This window comes from Mycolicibacterium sp. 624, assembly GCF_040548615.1.
Lineage (GTDB): Bacteria > Actinomycetota > Actinomycetes > Mycobacteriales > Mycobacteriaceae > Mycobacterium.
This window is the reverse complement of the sequence record NZ_JBEPRZ010000004.1, coordinates 366,198-381,121: the sequence shown is the minus strand read 5'-3', so window position 1 is coordinate 381,121 and position 14,924 is coordinate 366,198. Positions and strand designations below refer to the sequence as shown.

The window sequence follows — 14,924 nt, the reverse complement described above, 5'->3', positions numbered from 1 at the left end:
GCCGATCGAGGGAGCTTCATGTCGCGGTCGAGGTTCTACCTCACGTGCGGCGCACTCGGTATTGCCTTCATTGTGTTCGCTGCGTGGTTGATCGGCGAGTGGGGCGGACCGTCGACGGTGGTGATCGTCAGCAATGTCGGCACGTTACTGGCCGGCGGATTCGCGGCCACGTGCGCGGGCATCACGGCACGATCGAGTCACGGCCGTCAACGACAGGCCTGGAGCGCCCTGACCGTCGCATTGACGGGCTGGTTCTTCGGCGACGCGATCTGGGTGTACTACGAGTTGGTGCTCGCCGTGGGCACTCCGTTCCCGTCTCCGGCCGATGCGGGGTATCTGCTCTTCTCGATCGCGGCGTGCGTCTCATTGATCCTGCTGCCGATCGGCAGCGTCGGACAGTCGCAGACACGGCTGGTCCTTGACGGGCTGACGGTTGCCTGCTCACTGTTGGTGATCTTGTGGACGCTCGGTCTCGACGACGTCTTCCACCGCGGTGGCGAGAGCCGGTTCGTGTTCGCCGTGTCGGTGGCCTATCCGATTTTCGATCTGGTGCTCCTGACGGTGGCACTGCTCATCCTGACGCGTGCCCGTGTGGGTCAGCGTGCGGTGATCACGGTGTTCACCCTGGCCATGGGCGTGATGGCCTTGTCGGACAGCGCATTCGTGCTCATCAACGCCGACCAGCGATACGCCAGCGGTGGCCTGCTCGATATCGGTTGGGTGGCCGGACTGCTACTGCTCGGCGTCGCGGCGTTGGTCGGGCTACGTTCCAAGCACATCGAATTCGGACTGGCCAGGCCCCCCTCCCGAACAGCCTTGTGGCTGCCGTACCTGCTGTTACCGGTCGTCACGATATGCACCGTCCTGAGCGAGAGCTCAGCGACACTGCTGATCACGGCACTGTTGCTCGTGTTGGCCGTCGTGGTCCGGCAGTTCCTCATGGCTGACGAGAATCGGCGACTATTGGCGACGGTCGCCGAGCAGGCTTTCCGGGATCCACTGACGAAGCTGGCGAACAGGGCCCTCTTCCAGGATCGCCTCAGCCATGCGGTCGCCTTGCAGATCCGGGATGGACGCAGCGTGGCGGTGCTGTCGATCGATCTGGACGACTTCAAACTCGTGAACGACTCGCTAGGGCACCCATCCGGCGACGCCCTCCTGAAAGCGGTCGCCGAACGCATCGTTGACAGCGTGGGCGCAGGCGATACCGTCGCCCGGGTCGGTGGCGACGAGTTCGCCGTCCTGATCGAGGACGGTCCTGAGCCATCGCTGGTCGTCGCGCACCGCATCTTCGACGCTTTCGACGCGCCGTTCACGGTTGACGGGCACGACGTTTTCATGCGCCCCAGCGTCGGCGTGGCAGCTGGCGTCGCCGACGGCGATCCCGAGGCATCTGCCGACACCCTGCTCAAGCACGCGGATCTCGCCATGTACGCGGCGAAGCGAAGCCAGCACGGCGGTGTCGCGGCCTACACCACGGATATGCAGCTGATCGATGTACGGGAGGTGGATCCGCCGCGAGACCGCGACATCGCACCGCGTCGAAACGGCTCGGCGGGACTTCAACTCTTCGCGCAGCTTCGCCGCGCCATCGACCACGGTGAGCTGAGTTTGGTCTATCAGCCGAAATTCACCGTCGCGACGGGACATATGACGGGCGTGGAGGCGCTGGTGCGGTGGGAGCATCCGGAACGCGGCCTGATGCTCCCGGGTGAGTTCCTTCCGCTCGCGCGGCAGAACGGCCTCATGGGTGCGCTCACCGATGCGGTCGTCTATCGAGCGGTTCAGGACGCGACCGGATGGCGCAGCGCAGGCACCGACGTACCGTTCGCCGTCAATCTGTTCCCACCGTCGCTCGGTGACTTTGAGCTACCGGGCCGGCTCACCCGGATCGTCACGAACGGCGGGCTCGACACGGACTGTCTGACCGTGGAAATCACCGAGGACTTCCTGCTCGGCAACACCCGGCGCGCGCGCAAGGTCTTGGAGATGTTGCGCGAGTTGAATATTCGGGTGTCGATCGACGATTTCGGCAGTGGCTACTCAGCGCTGAGCTACCTCAGGGAGCTGCCGATCGATGAGTTGAAGCTCGATCGGGAGTTCATCGCACCGATGCTGTCAGACGACCGCGCAGAGGCGATCGTGTGCGCGGTGATCGACCTGACGCACAGACTCGGAATGACGTGCGTCGCGGAAGGCGTCGAGGACGCGGCCACTGCAGCCAGGCTCGCCGAACACGGTTGCGACATCATTCAGGGCTACTACTGCAGTCCGCCGGTCGACACCTCCAGTGTCCTGGGCATAGGGCCGCTCCGGCTCGAAGGTTTTGGCCGGGCGAAACCTGTCCTCAGTCCGCAAACCTGAACTCGCTGTGTCGTGAGTTCTCGCCGCGCACCAGTCAGCGGGCGACGGGCCAGGCCCAGACGGACATGTCGCCGCGAGGGTACTCCATGCACACGTCGGTGGCCTTGGCCACCACACCCTTGTTGTTGAAAAAGATCTTCGCCCAGTTACCCCACCGGGTGGCCACCTGCTCGTAGTACACGTTGGTGGCGGTGTTCTCGGAGTACTGGCGACGACCGGCGGCGTCGAGCGAGTAGAACCAGTGGATGCGGTCGACAGCCATCTGCTGGATCTCCGGCGGCCGGTTGTTCTTGTCGATGATGTACCGCTCGAAGTACACCGGGCTGGTGTCACGCGCGGCAGCCAGGAACTGCTCGGCGTCACACTGGGTTTCGATCTGCCGCTTCGGGATCGGGTAGTCATCGGTCGAGTCGGCGGACGCCGGCCTTGCGGGCGTTGCGAGGATCGCGGCCGAGGCGGCTGCGGCCACCGTTAGCGCGCCGGCCCGCAACAGCCATCGAGCGGTCTTCCCTCTCATCGGGTTCTCCTCATCGGATCGTAGGCGCGGCCGCTGCTTGCAGCGTCGTCGTCTGGTCGGGGCAGTACGTGGAGATCGCCGCACCGAGGAACTGCCACGTCTGGTCGGTGGACGTCGTTCGCGGCAGGTTCGTGGACAGGAACGACGCCGAATAGAACGGAGCCAATCACCACACCCATTCGCATGCCCATCTCCTAGCTTCCGAGCGACTGTTGTGGGTGCTGCTGAATGGACGGCCAGGGCTGGGGTTTGGGCACGGTCCGAACGTTGCGTGGCCACCAGAACCAGCGGCCGAGAAGCGTTGCAACCGAGGGCGTCATGAAGGACCGGATGACCAGGGTGTCGAACAGCAGGCCCAGCCCGATGGTGGTACCGACCTGTCCCATGACGGTGAGATCACTGACCACCATGGTCATCATCGTGAATGCGAAGACCAATCCGGCGATGGTCACCACGGAGCCCGAACCGCCCATGGTCCGGATGAGACCGGTGCGCATCCCGGCATGGACCTCCTCCTTGAGCCGCGAGACAACCAGCAGGTTGTAGTCGGCACCCACGGCGAGCAGGATGATGACGGCCATCGGCAGCACCATCCAGTGCAGGTTGATGCCCAGCAGGTACTGCCATAGCAGGACCGACATTCCGAACGACGCACCCAGCGAAAGCACCACGGTGCCAACGATCACCGCCGCCGCGACTACGGCGCGGGTGAGAATCAACATGATGATGAAGATCAGGATGATGGCCGCGATGCCTGCGATGATCAGGTCGTACTGCGTGCCGTCGGCCATGTCCTTGAACGTGGCCGCCGTCCCGCCGAGGTAGATGCTCGAGCCCTCCAGCGGCGTGCCCTTGATAGCCTCCTTCGCCGCGAACTTGATGGCATCGATTCGCTCGAGGCTCTCGGGCGCCATCGGATCACCCTCGTGGTTGATGATGAACCGCACGGCATGCCCGTTGGGCGACAGGAACTGCTCCAGGCCGCGTTTGAAGTCGGGGTTGGTGAACGCCTCCGGCGGAAGATAGAACGAGTCGTCGTTCTTGGCCTTGTCGAACGCCTCCCCCATCGCGGTGGAGTTCTCCTGCATCTCGCCCATCTGTTGCTGCATGTTGTTCTGCGACTGATGCATCGTCAGCATCATCGACTTCATCGACTTCATCGTCTCGACCATGGGCGGCATCAGCGCAACCATCTTCGGCATCAACTCGTTGAGCCGGTCCATGTTGGGCATCATGGCCTGGATGTCGTCGGTCATCGAGTTGACGCCATCGATGGCGTCGAACATCGACCGAAGCGTCCAGCAGACCGGGATGTCGTAGCAGTGCGGTTCCCAGTAGAAGTAGTTGCGCAGCGGCCGGAAGAAGTCGTCCAGGACCGAGATCTGGTCCCGCAGTTGGGCGACGGTGACCGTCATGTCCTTCATGCTCGCCACCATGCTGCTGGTGGTCTCGGCCATCTCTGTGGTGATCGCCGACATCTTCTCCATGGTGTCGATGGTCTTCTGCATGTCCTCGGCCTGGACGAGCATGTCGTCCATCCGCTCCAGCATGTACTGCTGGTTGAGCACCTGGGTGGTGCTCTGCTGGCTCATCGCGAACGGGATCGACGAGTGCTCGATCGGCGTGCCCTTGGGTCGGGTGATGGTCTGGACGCGTCCGATCCCCGGTACACCGAAGACAGCCTTGGCGATTCTCTCGATCACCAGGAAGTCGGCCGGATTCCGTAGGTCGCGATCGCTCTCGATCATCAGCATCTCGGGATTGAGACGCGCCGGCGAGAAGTGCCGGGCGGCAGCGGCGTGACCCAGATTGGACTCGGAGTCCTCAGGGAGGTACTTGCGGTCGTCGTAGCTGGACTGATAGCCGATCAGCGCCAGCAGACCGACCAGCGACACCACGATCGTGGAGACGAGGATCGGACCGGGCCAGCGGACCACTGCCGCACCCATCCTGCGCCAGGTGCGGACGGCCATCTGCCGTTTCGGTTCCATCATGCCGAACCTGCTGGCGACGGTGACGACGGCCGGTCCGAAAGTCATCGCCGTGGCGATCAGCACCAGCATCCCCAGCCCCAGCGGGACGCCCAGCGTCTGGAAGTACGGCAGCCTGGTGAAGGACAGACAGAACGTTGCACCGGCGATCGTCAACCCCGACCCGACGATCACGTGGGCGGTTCCACCGAACATGGTGTAGTAGGACATTTCTCGGTCCTCACCGGCACCGCGCGCTTCCTGATATCGACCAGTCAGGAATATCGCGTAGTCCACGGCGATCGCGATCGCCAGCGTCACCAACAAACCGGTGGCGAACGTCGAGAGACCAATCAGTTCGTGATAACCCAGGAATGAGATCACCCCGCGCACGGTCAACAGGCTGACCACGACCATGACCAGGATCAACAGCGTGGTGACGATCGATCGGAAGAAGAACAGCAGCATCACCGTGATGACCAGGAAGGTGAGCGCCTCGACCACTCGAGTACTGGAGTGGCCCGCCTCCTCCTGTTCGGCCGACAGCGCCGAGGCGCCAGTCAGGAAGGCCGACACACCGTCGGGTGCCGGCATGGTCTCCAGGAGGTCGCGTACGACGTTGACCGACTCGTTGGCCTTGGCCTCGCCCTGGTCGCCGGCCAGGTTGACCTGTAGGTACACGGCCTTTCCGTCGGCGCTCTGCACACCGGAGGCGGTCAGCGGATCGCTCCACAGGTCCTGGACGTGCTCAACGTGCTCGGGGTCGGCGAGCAAGCGTTCGATGAGATCCGAATAGTACTGCCGCGCAGGCTCTCCGAGCGGATCCTGGCCCTCCAGCACGATCATCACCGAGCTGTTGGACTCGTACTCGTCGAACACCGTGCCGATGCGTTGCATCGCGATGACCGCGGGCGCCTCCTGCGGGCTCATCGACACCGAGCGCAACTTGCCGACGTCTTCGAGCTGGGGCACTGAGATGTTGAGGAATGCCGCGAGCGCAACCCATCCGATGATGATCGGCACCGACAGCTTGCGGATCAGACCGGCCACCCGACCGAAGTGAAGGTGCGTGGGCTTGGCCACCTGTAGCTGGTCGGTGGGCGCGTCAGCGCTGTGGGCGCTCACGCGGACTTCACGATGCAGTAGGTGGCGGCGTTGGTGCCCTTGGTCACGCGTTCCTCGCGGAGTTCGTCATCGACGAACACTCGGCAGCCGAGATAGTCCGTCCGTCCCTGCGCCACGATGTTGGCTGCCGCCGACGGTGCGGTGGTCGACAGCGTGATCGACCACGGCAGGACGACACCCTTTGCCTTCTGCGGCTTGCTCTCCAGGTCGACGTAGTTCACGTCAACCAATTCGCCTTCGGGGCCGAAGATCTCGTAGCGCACAACCTTGGGGTCGAATGGCTCGGCGTCGTCGGCGAAATTGGTCGGGGCGACGAGAACACCCTCGGAACCGAAGATCCCGCGCACCTTCTGAACGGCGAATGCCCCGACGGCAAGAACCACCACGACGAGCAGTGGAAGCCACGCCCGTTTCACCGCTCGCATATGCGCTCCTTCAAGGAATCGAGATCAGTCGTGTGCGCACCACAAAATTGGTCTGCCTTACGACTAATTAATTCTGACCGATTGGCAGACTATAGCGCAGTCGAACGGCTGGCAAACGGTGAGCTGAGTTACAGTCATTTGACGACTGGGACACCGCGAAGCTGGGAGGGACATGGCAAAGCCCGTGGCAGCCCGCGGCCTAGCACGCGAAAGAGTTCTCACGGCAGCGCTCGAGTTGTTCGCCGAGCACGGTGTGAGTGGCACGTCACTGCAGATGATCGCCGACCGCCTTGGCATCAGCAAAGCCTCGGTGTACTACCAGTTTCCGTCGAAGGACGACATCGCAATCGCGGTCGTCATGCCGATGTTCGAGGACCTCGACCACGTGGTCAGAATCGCCGAGACTGTCCCGTCACCGGAGACGCGCCGCGAGGTGGCCATCGGAGGCCTCGTCGAGCTGGCCATCCGACATCGGCGGACGTCGGCGGTCTTCCACGGCGACCCGGCGGTCATCCACCTGTTCGAAGCGCACGAAGAACTCAAGCGCCCGGTGAACAGGCTCAATGACCTCATCGTGGGCCCCGAGCCCGACACGGCGACAAGGGTTTCGGTGGCGATGGCGATCGCCGGGATCTACACGATCGTCGGCGACCCGCAGCTCGCCGAGATTGAGGACGCGGAACTGCGCGACATCATGCTTGCCTGCGCAAAGCGGTGCATCGCCAACTGATTGCGAGGTTCCAGGCCGAGCATCGCGACGGATTCTTGGGATCGGTAGCCGTTTCGGATGGCTGTACTTGCTGTCATGCCGACGCCACCGAGGCGCGCATGACGGAAGGAATCAAGCAATGAACACCGTTCTCGCCCGCATCCAAGAACAGGTCAACCGCGTCGATCGCTCACGGAGCCTGCTGATCGGCATCTCCACGGGCCTCATCGCCCTGTGGTCGCTTTACCGCGTGTTCTGGCTGTTCTACTCGATGTCCGTGCTCTCCGGTGTCGGCTACTCCTCCGGATCGCTGGTCATCTCCACACTGTTCTGGGGCGCAGTGGGCGTCGCCACGGCAGCCGTCTCAGCCGCCTTCCTCATCCGTTACCTCAAGCACACCTGACCACGACCAGCCTCCAGAATCGCCGGTCGTGGACGGACGCACGCGGGGGCGTTCGTCCGCGATCGCGCTGGCGCTCAGTCCGCGCTCCGCTCATCGGCGAGGAACTTGCTCATGTGGACGAACCCGTTCTGCCGCCGTGCCAGATAGGCCCACAGCCCAACGATGAGCGGCAGCGGTCCCAGCGCGGCCCACCACCGCGCCGATGCGGGCAGCAACTCAGCGATGAACTGCTGTCGCGGAGTCTCATCGACCATGGGTGGTAGCCAGTCGTTCAACAGAATCGCGAGTATCCGGGTGGTCTCGAACGGGCCGACAACGGTGGACAGCGACCACCCCAACGACGCGATGAGCAATGCCCACGGCCACGCGAGCAACAGCGACTGGTCATCGACGATGTCGGCGGCACAACGAATGGACTCCGCGACGAACGCGATCGACAGCGCCGCCACCAGACACGCCACCTGAGCGGTCAGAAGGTCGTCGAGCACGCTGTTCGCGCGTTCCGCACCCTGCCTGTTCGGCAGCCCGATGGCCACCGACAACAACCCCGCCACGACAGCGAGAAGCGCTATGCGCCCGGTGATGTCCTCGATCCGGTAGAAGGACTCGACCATGGTCCGGACCACGAGCCGAGACGCCGCCCGCGGGTTCGTGCGATAGAGCACCATGACGACCACGCCCGACAACACATTGGCCGTCAGCCAGGCAACTACCGCCGTGCAGATCGCGGTCAGCGCGAACGACCCCGCCAGCGGCACGAGCACTGAGTCGGCGTCGGCGCTGCTACGGACGACGATCAATGGCACCGCACCAATGGCGAGAACCCCGAGCAGGCCGAGCACCAGCGGGAGGCTGAAGGCTGTGAGCTGTGCAGCGTCCAGGTCAGGGTCGCGGTGGCGGATCGCCGCGAACTCCCCCGACAGCACGGCACGCGCGTGTCGAAATGACGCTCTGCCAGGCACAACGCGATCGTAGGGAATTGCGGGACTTACGTTGCCTTTACCGAGAACCTCACTCCGACTGGGGAGTGACGAGGAACTTCTCTCCCGTCGCGCGCCTGACGTAAGAGGTGAATGCGTCGGGTGCGAGCATGCCGGCCAGTGACACCTCTCGGGTGTAGGTGCTGGCGAACGTCGTGGTGAGTTCCGCAGCCACCCGGGCTCGGAGTCGGCCGATGGTCTCGGCACCGGCGCCGGCAAGGAACGGGGTGAGCAGCCACCCGCCGAGACCCCACGCCATGCCGAAGTTCCTGGTGAGGATTGTCGGACCCGTGTCGAGTCCGCCGTAGATGTACACCTGCTTGTGAACGGACGAGCCGTAGCGTGAGTACTCCGCGGCGGTCGAGGTGGCCGCTTCCTCCATGCCATTGAGGATTTGACTCGCCAGAGTCCCGCCACCCGTGGCGTCGAACCCGATCGTCGCGGACGTCGCCTTGAGCGCCGCGACGAGATCCGTCGAGAACGACGGTGATGCCGTGTTGCAGACGTGAACCGCGCCAAGCGCGCGCAGCAGCTGCTCCTGATCGGGCTTGCGGACGATGTTGACCAGCGGCACCCCATCCTTCTGGCACACCTTGACCAGCATCTGGCCGAGATTCGAGGCCGCAGCGGTGTGCACCAAACCCGAATGGCCTTCGCGGCGCATGGTTTCCAGCATTCCGAGCGCCGTCAGAGGATTGACGAAGGACGACGCCCCCTCTCTCGCCGTCGCACCGTCCGGCAGGACGAGACACGACGCGGCGTCGACCGCTCGGTACTGCGCGTACATCGCGCCACCCGCGATGCCCACCGTCTTGCCGAGGAGTGCCTGCGCCGTTGGCGATGACCCCGCGGCCACGACGGTGCCCGCCCCCTCATTGCCCACGGGAAGCGGGACGTCGACGCGCGCCGACAGTCCCGCCAAGGCGCCCTCGCTCAGCGGTGCCGTGACGACGGGACGCTCCGGGGTGCCCCCGACCGTCGCGTTGGCCATGTCCGCGCCGGCTGTCAGCAGGGCCAGGTCCGACGGATTGATCGGCGAGGCCTCCACGCGGACCAACACCTCGTTGGCGGCAGGGGTGGGTACTGGAACGTCCTGCAGCGAGAGTTCCAGCGTGCCCTCCGGCGTCACCAACGAACGCAATTCGAGTGCAGTATCAGGCAAGTCTTCGGTCATGAACGGTGCCTCGTTCCTGTCATGGACATCTCATGACAGTGTGAACCCACGATGGAGTCGCAGATCCTTTTCGAGCCAGAGGTCGCGGAGTTCGAGGTGGCCGATCCGGCGGACGCGTGGACACAAGCCGGGTTCAGTGTTGATCTCGGCGGGGTTAGTTCCGGCGGAGGCGCCGCTGCCGTCTGCTGGGTCGGCGGCGTCGGCATCCGCCTCGTCGGGCGTGACCGCGGCACCGGCATCGTCGGGTGGTCGTTGCGCGGCCTGCCGCCGGACGGCTCAGTGCACGACCTCGACGGCATCCCGACGACGAACGCGGGCGAGGTGCCTCCCACTGCGACCGGCCACCCGAATGGCGTCACCGCGATCGACCACGTCGTACTGCTGTCACCTGACCTGGATCGGACGGTCGAGGCGCTTGCCGCGATCGGCGTGAACCCGCGCCGGGAACGCGACACTCACCTCGGGGGACGACCGATGCGGCAGATCTTCTTCCGACTCGGCGAGGTGATCGTCGAGGTCGTCGGCTCCCCGGAGTCGGCGACAGAGGGTCCCTCCACTCTGTGGGGGATGACGTTCACGGTCGTGGACATCGACGCGACAGCCGCGTACTTCGGCGACCGCACGGCACCGGTCAAGGAGGCGGTGCAGCCCGGACGCCGCATCACCACGCTGCGGCATCGCGTGTTCGGGATGTCGGTCCCGACGGCACTGATCTCGACGCCCGCGCGTCGCTGAGCCGACCGCACGCCTCAGTGCCTATCCTCTGAGCTCATGGGCGAGTCCGTTGACGACACAGTGATCATTCACACCGACGGCGGGTGCCGACCCAACCCCGGCCCCGGCGGCTGGGGCGCGGTGCTGCGCCAGCGTGGCCATGTCCGGGAGATGAGCGGTGGCGAGCCGGGCTCGACCAGTAACAACCGGATGGAGCTGACCGCGCCGATCATGGCGCTGGAGGCGCTCACCAGACCGGTGGTCGTGCACCTCTACACCGACAGCACCTACGTCCGAAACGGCATCACCAAGTGGATCCTCGGCTGGGAGCGCAACGGCTGGATGACCTCCGCGAAGCAGCCGGTGAAGAACGTCGACCTCTGGCAGCGCCTCCAGACGGCCTGCGCACAGCACCAGGTGGAGTGGTTCTGGGTGAAGGGTCACGCGGGCGTCGCCGACAACGAGCTGGCCGACGAACTGGCGACTCGCGGTATGGAGGAGGCGATCAACGCCTCGCGTTGAGTTCGCCCGTCATCCACTAGGCCTTCAGGCGATCGGTGCCGAAGATGACCGCCGACCACACCGACAGAACCGCGGCAAGTGCCCACACCGCGATGAGGGCAGGCACCGCGCCGACGTCACCGTGCCCCAGTACGCCGATCCGCTCAACCTGGACCAACCAGAAGACGGGGTTGAATCGACTGATCACGTTCCAGACCCCGGGCAGTTGCTCAACGGAGTAGAAAACCCCGCCGAGGAATCCCAGTGGCAGCAGGATTATCGACTCCATCGAGTACACGTGATCCAGCGACTTGGCCAGAGCGCCCGCGATGACACCGACCTGGCCGGCGACGAGAAGCACGGCGAGCGTGCCGAACACGAAGACGAACGGGCGTGCGACACCGGTGATGTGGCTGAGCGGCAGCGCGATCACCAGGACCCCGGCGCCGACAATCAGGCCGCGAACGACTCCCCCGGTCACCAACGCCGCGTTGATCTCCCACCATCGCAGAGGACTGGCGAAGACATCGTTGACGTACTTGTCGCGACGTGCCTCGAACAGGCTTGTCGTTCCGTTCACGAAGCCCACGGTGAGAATGGCCTGCGCGAAGAGCCCCGGGACGATGAACTGCCCGTAGGCGACACCGTCGATCGGCGCGATGTGCTGCCCCAGCGCCGCGCCGAAGACAATGACGAACAGGATCGTGGACAGCACCGGACCTGCGATGGCGTACTGCCAGATATTGAGGAACCGCAACACCTCTCGCTCGACCAACCACAGGAACGGGGAGCGCTCGGCTTCGAACGGTTCGTCATGGGGTCTGAGGTCATGGTGGCCGTGGACATCGGACCTGCTCATGCCGTGGCTCCCGCAGTGATGATCCGGTCGTACACCTCGGAGATGTCACGCGCCCGGTAACGGTCGCGCAGCGACGACGCCGAGCCCCTGGCGACGATCCGACCCGCCGCGATCAGGGCGATCTCATTGCACAGCGCCTCGGCCTCCTCCAGATAGTGGGTGGTCAGCAGAATGGTGGTACCTGCTGCGTTGAGTCCCTTGAGCAGCGTCCAGATCTCCGCACGCAGAGCGACATCGACACCCGCTGTCGGTTCGTCGAGGATCAACAGGCGTGGCCGGTGAATGAGGGCGCGGGCGAGGACAAGTCGGCGCTGCATGCCACCGGACAGTTCGTAGGCTCTGCCGTCGGCCTTGTGGTCGAGACCGAACCGCTCGAGCAGCTCGTCGGCGCGGTGGACGGCTGTCCTGCGTCCGATGCCGTGAAATCCGGCGTGATAGACGAGCAGCTGCCGCACCGACAGGAACCGGTCGACGTTGATGTCCTGCTCCGCGAGCCCCATCAGACGCCGGGCCTCTCGGGTTCGGTAGTCGTGACCGAAGACGCGCAGTTCACCGGCGGTCGGTTTGACGATATTGCTGACCGATCCAATCAGCGTGGTCTTGCCTGCCCCGTTGGGGCCGAGCAGACCGAAGAACGCACCGTCGGGGAGTTCGAGATCGAGATCTGACACCGCAGCGAAACCACCGCGGTAGACCTTGCGGAGGCCCCGAATCGACAGCGCCGCAGGCACTCCATCAGCCATTGCGACGGAACTGATTGGCGGGAACCGCCAGCCCGTAGTGTTCGCGCAGCGTGGCGCCCCGGTACTCACGCCTGAACAGGCCCTTGTCCTGCAGAATCGGTACCACCGAGTTGATGAACGTCTCCAACTCGGACGGGAGTCCCGGCGCCATGATGTTGAAGCCGTCGGCTGCGCCGCCCTCGAACCAGGAGATGATGGTGTCGGCGACTTGTACGGGTGTGCCGACGAACGTGAAGTGTCCTCGTCCGCCACCGAGGCGGGAGAGGATCTCCCGCACAGTCAGGTTCTCGCGTACGGCCATGTCGATGATGAGGTCGGACCTGCTCTGCGAGCCCTGCAGAGTGGGCCGGGCAAGGATGGAGTCGGGTAGCGGCGAATCCAATTCGAACAGTGCGGGATCCACCTCGAAATTCCACGCCAGCTGCGCCAGCCCGTATTCGGGAATCCGGAGCTCGTCGTACCGCCGCGCCCGTTCTGCGGCCTCGTCCTCGGTCGAGCCGATGAACGGCACGATCCCCGGCAGCACGAGCAGCGCGTCGGGGTCGCGGCCAGCCGCCTTGGTCCGTGCCTTGATGTCACGATAGAAGTCCGCCGCGCGCTCGTAGGTCTGATGCGCGGTGAAGATCGCCTCCGCGTGGCGGGCTGCGAAATTCTTTCCGTCCTCGGATGATCCCGCTTGGACCAACAGGGGGTGGCCCTGAGGCGGGCGTTCGACGTTGAGCGGCCCGGCAACTCTGAAGTGGCTGCCCACGTGATCGATGGCGTGTATTCGTTCCGGGTCCGCGTACTGGCCCGAAGCCTTATCGGCGACGACCGCGTCGACTTCCCAGCTGTCCCAAAGCGTCTTGGCGACGCCGAGGAACTCGTCGGCGCGTTCGTAACGCGCCGCATGGCTGGGACGGTCATCGAGTCCGAAGTTGGCTGCCTCGTCGGCACCCGCGGAGGTGACGATGTTCCAGCCCGCACGTCCACCGCTGACGTGATCGACCGACGCGAGCCGGCGGGCGAGGTTGTAGGGCTCGTTGTAGGTGGATGAGACGGTGGCGATCAGTCCAATGCGGCTGGTGTGCTGCGATAACGCGGTCAACAGGGTGAACGGCTCGAGCTGGCCCGGCGGACGGAACGCTCCGCTGCCCGTGAGCGCCGGACCATCTGCGAGGAACAGCGAGTCGAACTTCGCGTCCTCGGCCAGTCGGGCCAGCCTGATCCAGTGTCCGAGGTCGAAGTCCGCTCTCGGGTTGCTCTCCGGTAGACGCCAGGCCGCCTCGTGGTGGCCGGCCTCCATGAGGAAGGCATTGAGGTGCAATTCACGCCGCGGGGCGCCCATTGAGTGTCTCCATCGTGTGAGAATTACTGATTACTAGGACAATTGGGTGCTGTCGAAGCCGTCCGGCAAGAGATTGTCGGTGATGCTCGCGACGTCGACGGGCTTCTTGATCTCGCCAGCCTCGAGGAAGGCGTCGCTCAGATCCTGCTCCGCCTTGATGTCCTCCGGGAGAACTTGGGCGACCTTGAACGGGTAGGCGTCGACGGTGGCCCTGGCATCCTCGATGGGCACGCCCGTCTCCTTCGCGATGGCCTTCGCGTACTCGTCGGGGTTCTGCTGTGCCCAGTTGAATATGCGCGCGATCCGGGTGAGGACATCGGTGAGCGCGGCGCGGCGGGCCGGATCCCCGAGCGACTTGTCCGTCGCCACGTAGTAGTTGTTGACCTGGTCGATCGGCGGGAGGCCCTTCGCGATGATCCGGGCGCCGTCGCCGACCGCGATCGCCGACTGCGGGTTCCAGATTGACCACGCGTCGACCTTGCCGGTGTTGAATGCCGTGGCGCCCGCGGCCGGGCTGAGGTAGACGAGTTCGACGTCCTTTGGCGTCAGGCCCACGCTCTTGAGCGCAAGTAGCGCGAGGCCGTGCGCGGAGCTGCCCTGCGGGATGGCGATCTTCTTGCCGCGCAAATCCGTCAACGTCTGAATCGGAGAATCCTTGGGCACGATGATGTTCTCGGCCGCCTTGGTCGGATCGGCACCGTGCTGGGTGGCCACGATCTTGAACCCGTACTGCTGCGCGGCCCCGGTGATCGGTGGCACCGTGCCGACGTAGCCGAGGTCGATATCGCCCGCGGCCGCGGCCTGTACCAACGGCGGGCCGTAGTCGAATCGGGCGAACTTGATCTTGTATGGCGCATCGTCGAACGCGCCGGTGACCTTGGCCAGCTCTTCGCTGCCGTCGCCGCCGTTGTCACCGATGGTGAACGTGAAATCGCTCCACTCGGGGTGGGCCGCAGCGATGGAACCGTCACCCGACTTGCTCAGTGGGCCTTGCTGGGCGGCGGGAGTTGAACTGCACGCAACCAGGACGGACGCCACTGTCAGGAGCGCTGCGGCACCGAGAATTCGGAAGGATCTGTGGGACAAGGGTTCTCCTGTGCTGGTGGTCGTGGG

At 64.7% G+C, this 14,924-nt stretch carries 15 protein-coding genes; 5 read left to right on the top strand and 10 right to left on the bottom strand.

The features are described 5' to 3' along the window. Nucleotides 1-18: 18 nt before the first annotated feature. Nucleotides 19-2,364 (top strand): putative bifunctional diguanylate cyclase/phosphodiesterase, encoded by a 2,346-nt coding sequence (locus tag ABIA65_RS18390; protein ID WP_354524469.1) that lies wholly within the window; start codon nt 19-21, stop codon nt 2,362-2,364. A gap of 34 nt (nt 2,365-2,398) precedes the next feature. On the opposite strand, the gene ABIA65_RS18385 is transcribed toward ABIA65_RS18390, so the two are convergent. The 4 genes from ABIA65_RS18385 to ABIA65_RS18370 are packed head-to-tail and all read right to left on the bottom strand — an operon-like array spanning nt 2,399 to nt 6,401. Further along, the gene (locus tag ABIA65_RS18385) at nt 2,399-2,881 is read right to left on the bottom strand and encodes a DUF5078 domain-containing protein (RefSeq protein ID WP_354524468.1); all 483 of its coding nucleotides are present in this window, start codon (nt 2,879-2,881) and stop codon (nt 2,399-2,401) included. Between the two features lie 10 nt (nt 2,882-2,891). Beyond that, complete coding sequence (locus ABIA65_RS18380) at nt 2,892-3,047, bottom strand: DUF732 domain-containing protein (protein WP_241400151.1); 156 nt, start codon at nt 3,045-3,047, stop codon at nt 2,892-2,894. Nucleotides 3,048-3,075: 28 nt separating this feature from the next. Further along, entirely contained in the window at nt 3,076-5,976 is a 2,901-nt protein-coding gene (locus tag ABIA65_RS18375) for an MMPL/RND family transporter (RefSeq protein WP_354524467.1), read from the bottom strand. Continuing rightward, nucleotides 5,973-6,401 (bottom strand): MmpS family transport accessory protein, encoded by a 429-nt coding sequence (locus ABIA65_RS18370; protein ID WP_241400152.1) that lies wholly within the window; start codon nt 6,399-6,401, stop codon nt 5,973-5,975. The genes ABIA65_RS18375 and ABIA65_RS18370 overlap by 4 nt, the downstream gene beginning before the upstream one ends. Nucleotides 6,402-6,573: 172 nt before the next feature. Between ABIA65_RS18370 and ABIA65_RS18365 the strand changes: the two genes are divergently transcribed. Together ABIA65_RS18365 and ABIA65_RS18360 are read left to right on the top strand one after the other, a co-directional pair. Beyond that, on the top strand, nt 6,574-7,131 hold the full coding sequence (locus ABIA65_RS18365; RefSeq protein WP_354524466.1) for a TetR/AcrR family transcriptional regulator: 558 nt from the start codon (nt 6,574-6,576) through the stop codon (nt 7,129-7,131). 118 nt (nt 7,132-7,249) lie between these two features. Further along, the gene (locus ABIA65_RS18360; RefSeq protein WP_241400154.1) at nt 7,250-7,513 is read left to right on the top strand and encodes a hypothetical protein; all 264 of its coding nucleotides are present in this window, start codon (nt 7,250-7,252) and stop codon (nt 7,511-7,513) included. 74 nt (nt 7,514-7,587) lie between these two features. Here ABIA65_RS18360 and ABIA65_RS18355 read toward each other — a convergent pair whose 3' ends face one another. Further along, nucleotides 7,588-8,475 carry a hypothetical protein gene (locus tag ABIA65_RS18355; protein ID WP_354524465.1) on the bottom strand — a complete coding sequence of 296 codons (888 nt, stop codon included), beginning with the start codon at nt 8,473-8,475 and terminating at the stop codon, nt 7,588-7,590. 49 nt (nt 8,476-8,524) lie between these two features. Then, nucleotides 8,525-9,667, bottom strand: a complete 1,143-nt coding sequence (locus tag ABIA65_RS18350; RefSeq protein ID WP_354524464.1) for a zinc-binding dehydrogenase — start codon at nt 9,665-9,667, stop codon at nt 8,525-8,527. A 51-nt stretch (nt 9,668-9,718) separates the two neighbouring features. Here ABIA65_RS18350 and ABIA65_RS18345 point away from each other — a divergent pair, with 51 nt between their 5' ends. Together ABIA65_RS18345 and rnhA are read left to right on the top strand one after the other, a co-directional pair. Next, a complete protein-coding gene (locus ABIA65_RS18345) occupies nt 9,719-10,402 on the top strand; it encodes a glyoxalase (RefSeq protein ID WP_354524463.1) in 684 nt (227 codons plus the stop codon). 36 nt (nt 10,403-10,438) lie between these two features. Further along, nucleotides 10,439-10,903: a ribonuclease HI gene (gene rnhA, locus ABIA65_RS18340; RefSeq protein ID WP_354524462.1), complete on the top strand. Its 465-nt coding sequence runs from the start codon at nt 10,439-10,441 to the stop codon at nt 10,901-10,903. Nucleotides 10,904-10,919: 16 nt separating this feature from the next. Here the strand turns inward: rnhA and ABIA65_RS18335 are convergent, their stop codons facing one another. The 4 genes from ABIA65_RS18335 to ABIA65_RS18320 are packed head-to-tail and all read right to left on the bottom strand — an operon-like array spanning nt 10,920 to nt 14,897. Beyond that, on the bottom strand, nt 10,920-11,741 hold the full coding sequence (locus tag ABIA65_RS18335; RefSeq protein ID WP_354524461.1) for an ABC transporter permease: 822 nt from the start codon (nt 11,739-11,741) through the stop codon (nt 10,920-10,922). Further along, the gene (locus ABIA65_RS18330; protein WP_354524460.1) at nt 11,738-12,484 is read right to left on the bottom strand and encodes an ABC transporter ATP-binding protein; all 747 of its coding nucleotides are present in this window, start codon (nt 12,482-12,484) and stop codon (nt 11,738-11,740) included. The genes ABIA65_RS18335 and ABIA65_RS18330 overlap by 4 nt, the downstream gene beginning before the upstream one ends. After that, entirely contained in the window at nt 12,477-13,811 is a 1,335-nt protein-coding gene (locus ABIA65_RS18325) for an LLM class flavin-dependent oxidoreductase (protein ID WP_354524459.1), read from the bottom strand. The genes ABIA65_RS18330 and ABIA65_RS18325 overlap by 8 nt, the downstream gene beginning before the upstream one ends. Nucleotides 13,812-13,844: 33 nt before the next feature. Then, a complete protein-coding gene (locus ABIA65_RS18320) occupies nt 13,845-14,897 on the bottom strand; it encodes an ABC transporter substrate-binding protein (RefSeq protein ID WP_354524458.1) in 1,053 nt (350 codons plus the stop codon). Between the last annotated feature and the right edge of the window lie 27 nt (nt 14,898-14,924).

Bases quoted from the DNA above. Each gene is read 5' to 3' on its own strand.
- ABIA65_RS18390 (WP_354524469.1), top strand. From the start codon at position 19: ATGTCGCGGTCGAGGTTCTACCTCACGTGCGGCGCACTCGGTATTGCC.
- ABIA65_RS18385 (WP_354524468.1), bottom strand. From the start codon at position 2,881: ATGAGAGGGAAGACCGCTCGATGGCTGTTGCGGGCCGGCGCGCTAACG.
- ABIA65_RS18370 (WP_241400152.1), bottom strand. From the start codon at position 6,401: ATGCGAGCGGTGAAACGGGCGTGGCTTCCACTGCTCGTCGTGGTGGTT.
- ABIA65_RS18365 (WP_354524466.1), top strand. From the start codon at position 6,574: ATGGCAAAGCCCGTGGCAGCCCGCGGCCTAGCACGCGAAAGAGTTCTC.
- ABIA65_RS18360 (WP_241400154.1), top strand. From the start codon at position 7,250: ATGAACACCGTTCTCGCCCGCATCCAAGAACAGGTCAACCGCGTCGAT.
- ABIA65_RS18350 (WP_354524464.1), bottom strand. From the start codon at position 9,667: ATGACCGAAGACTTGCCTGATACTGCACTCGAATTGCGTTCGTTGGTG.
- ABIA65_RS18345 (WP_354524463.1), top strand. From the start codon at position 9,719: ATGGAGTCGCAGATCCTTTTCGAGCCAGAGGTCGCGGAGTTCGAGGTG.
- rnhA (WP_354524462.1), top strand. From the start codon at position 10,439: ATGGGCGAGTCCGTTGACGACACAGTGATCATTCACACCGACGGCGGG.
- ABIA65_RS18335 (WP_354524461.1), bottom strand. From the start codon at position 11,741: ATGAGCAGGTCCGATGTCCACGGCCACCATGACCTCAGACCCCATGAC.
- ABIA65_RS18330 (WP_354524460.1), bottom strand. From the start codon at position 12,484: ATGGCTGATGGAGTGCCTGCGGCGCTGTCGATTCGGGGCCTCCGCAAG.
- ABIA65_RS18325 (WP_354524459.1), bottom strand. From the start codon at position 13,811: ATGGGCGCCCCGCGGCGTGAATTGCACCTCAATGCCTTCCTCATGGAG.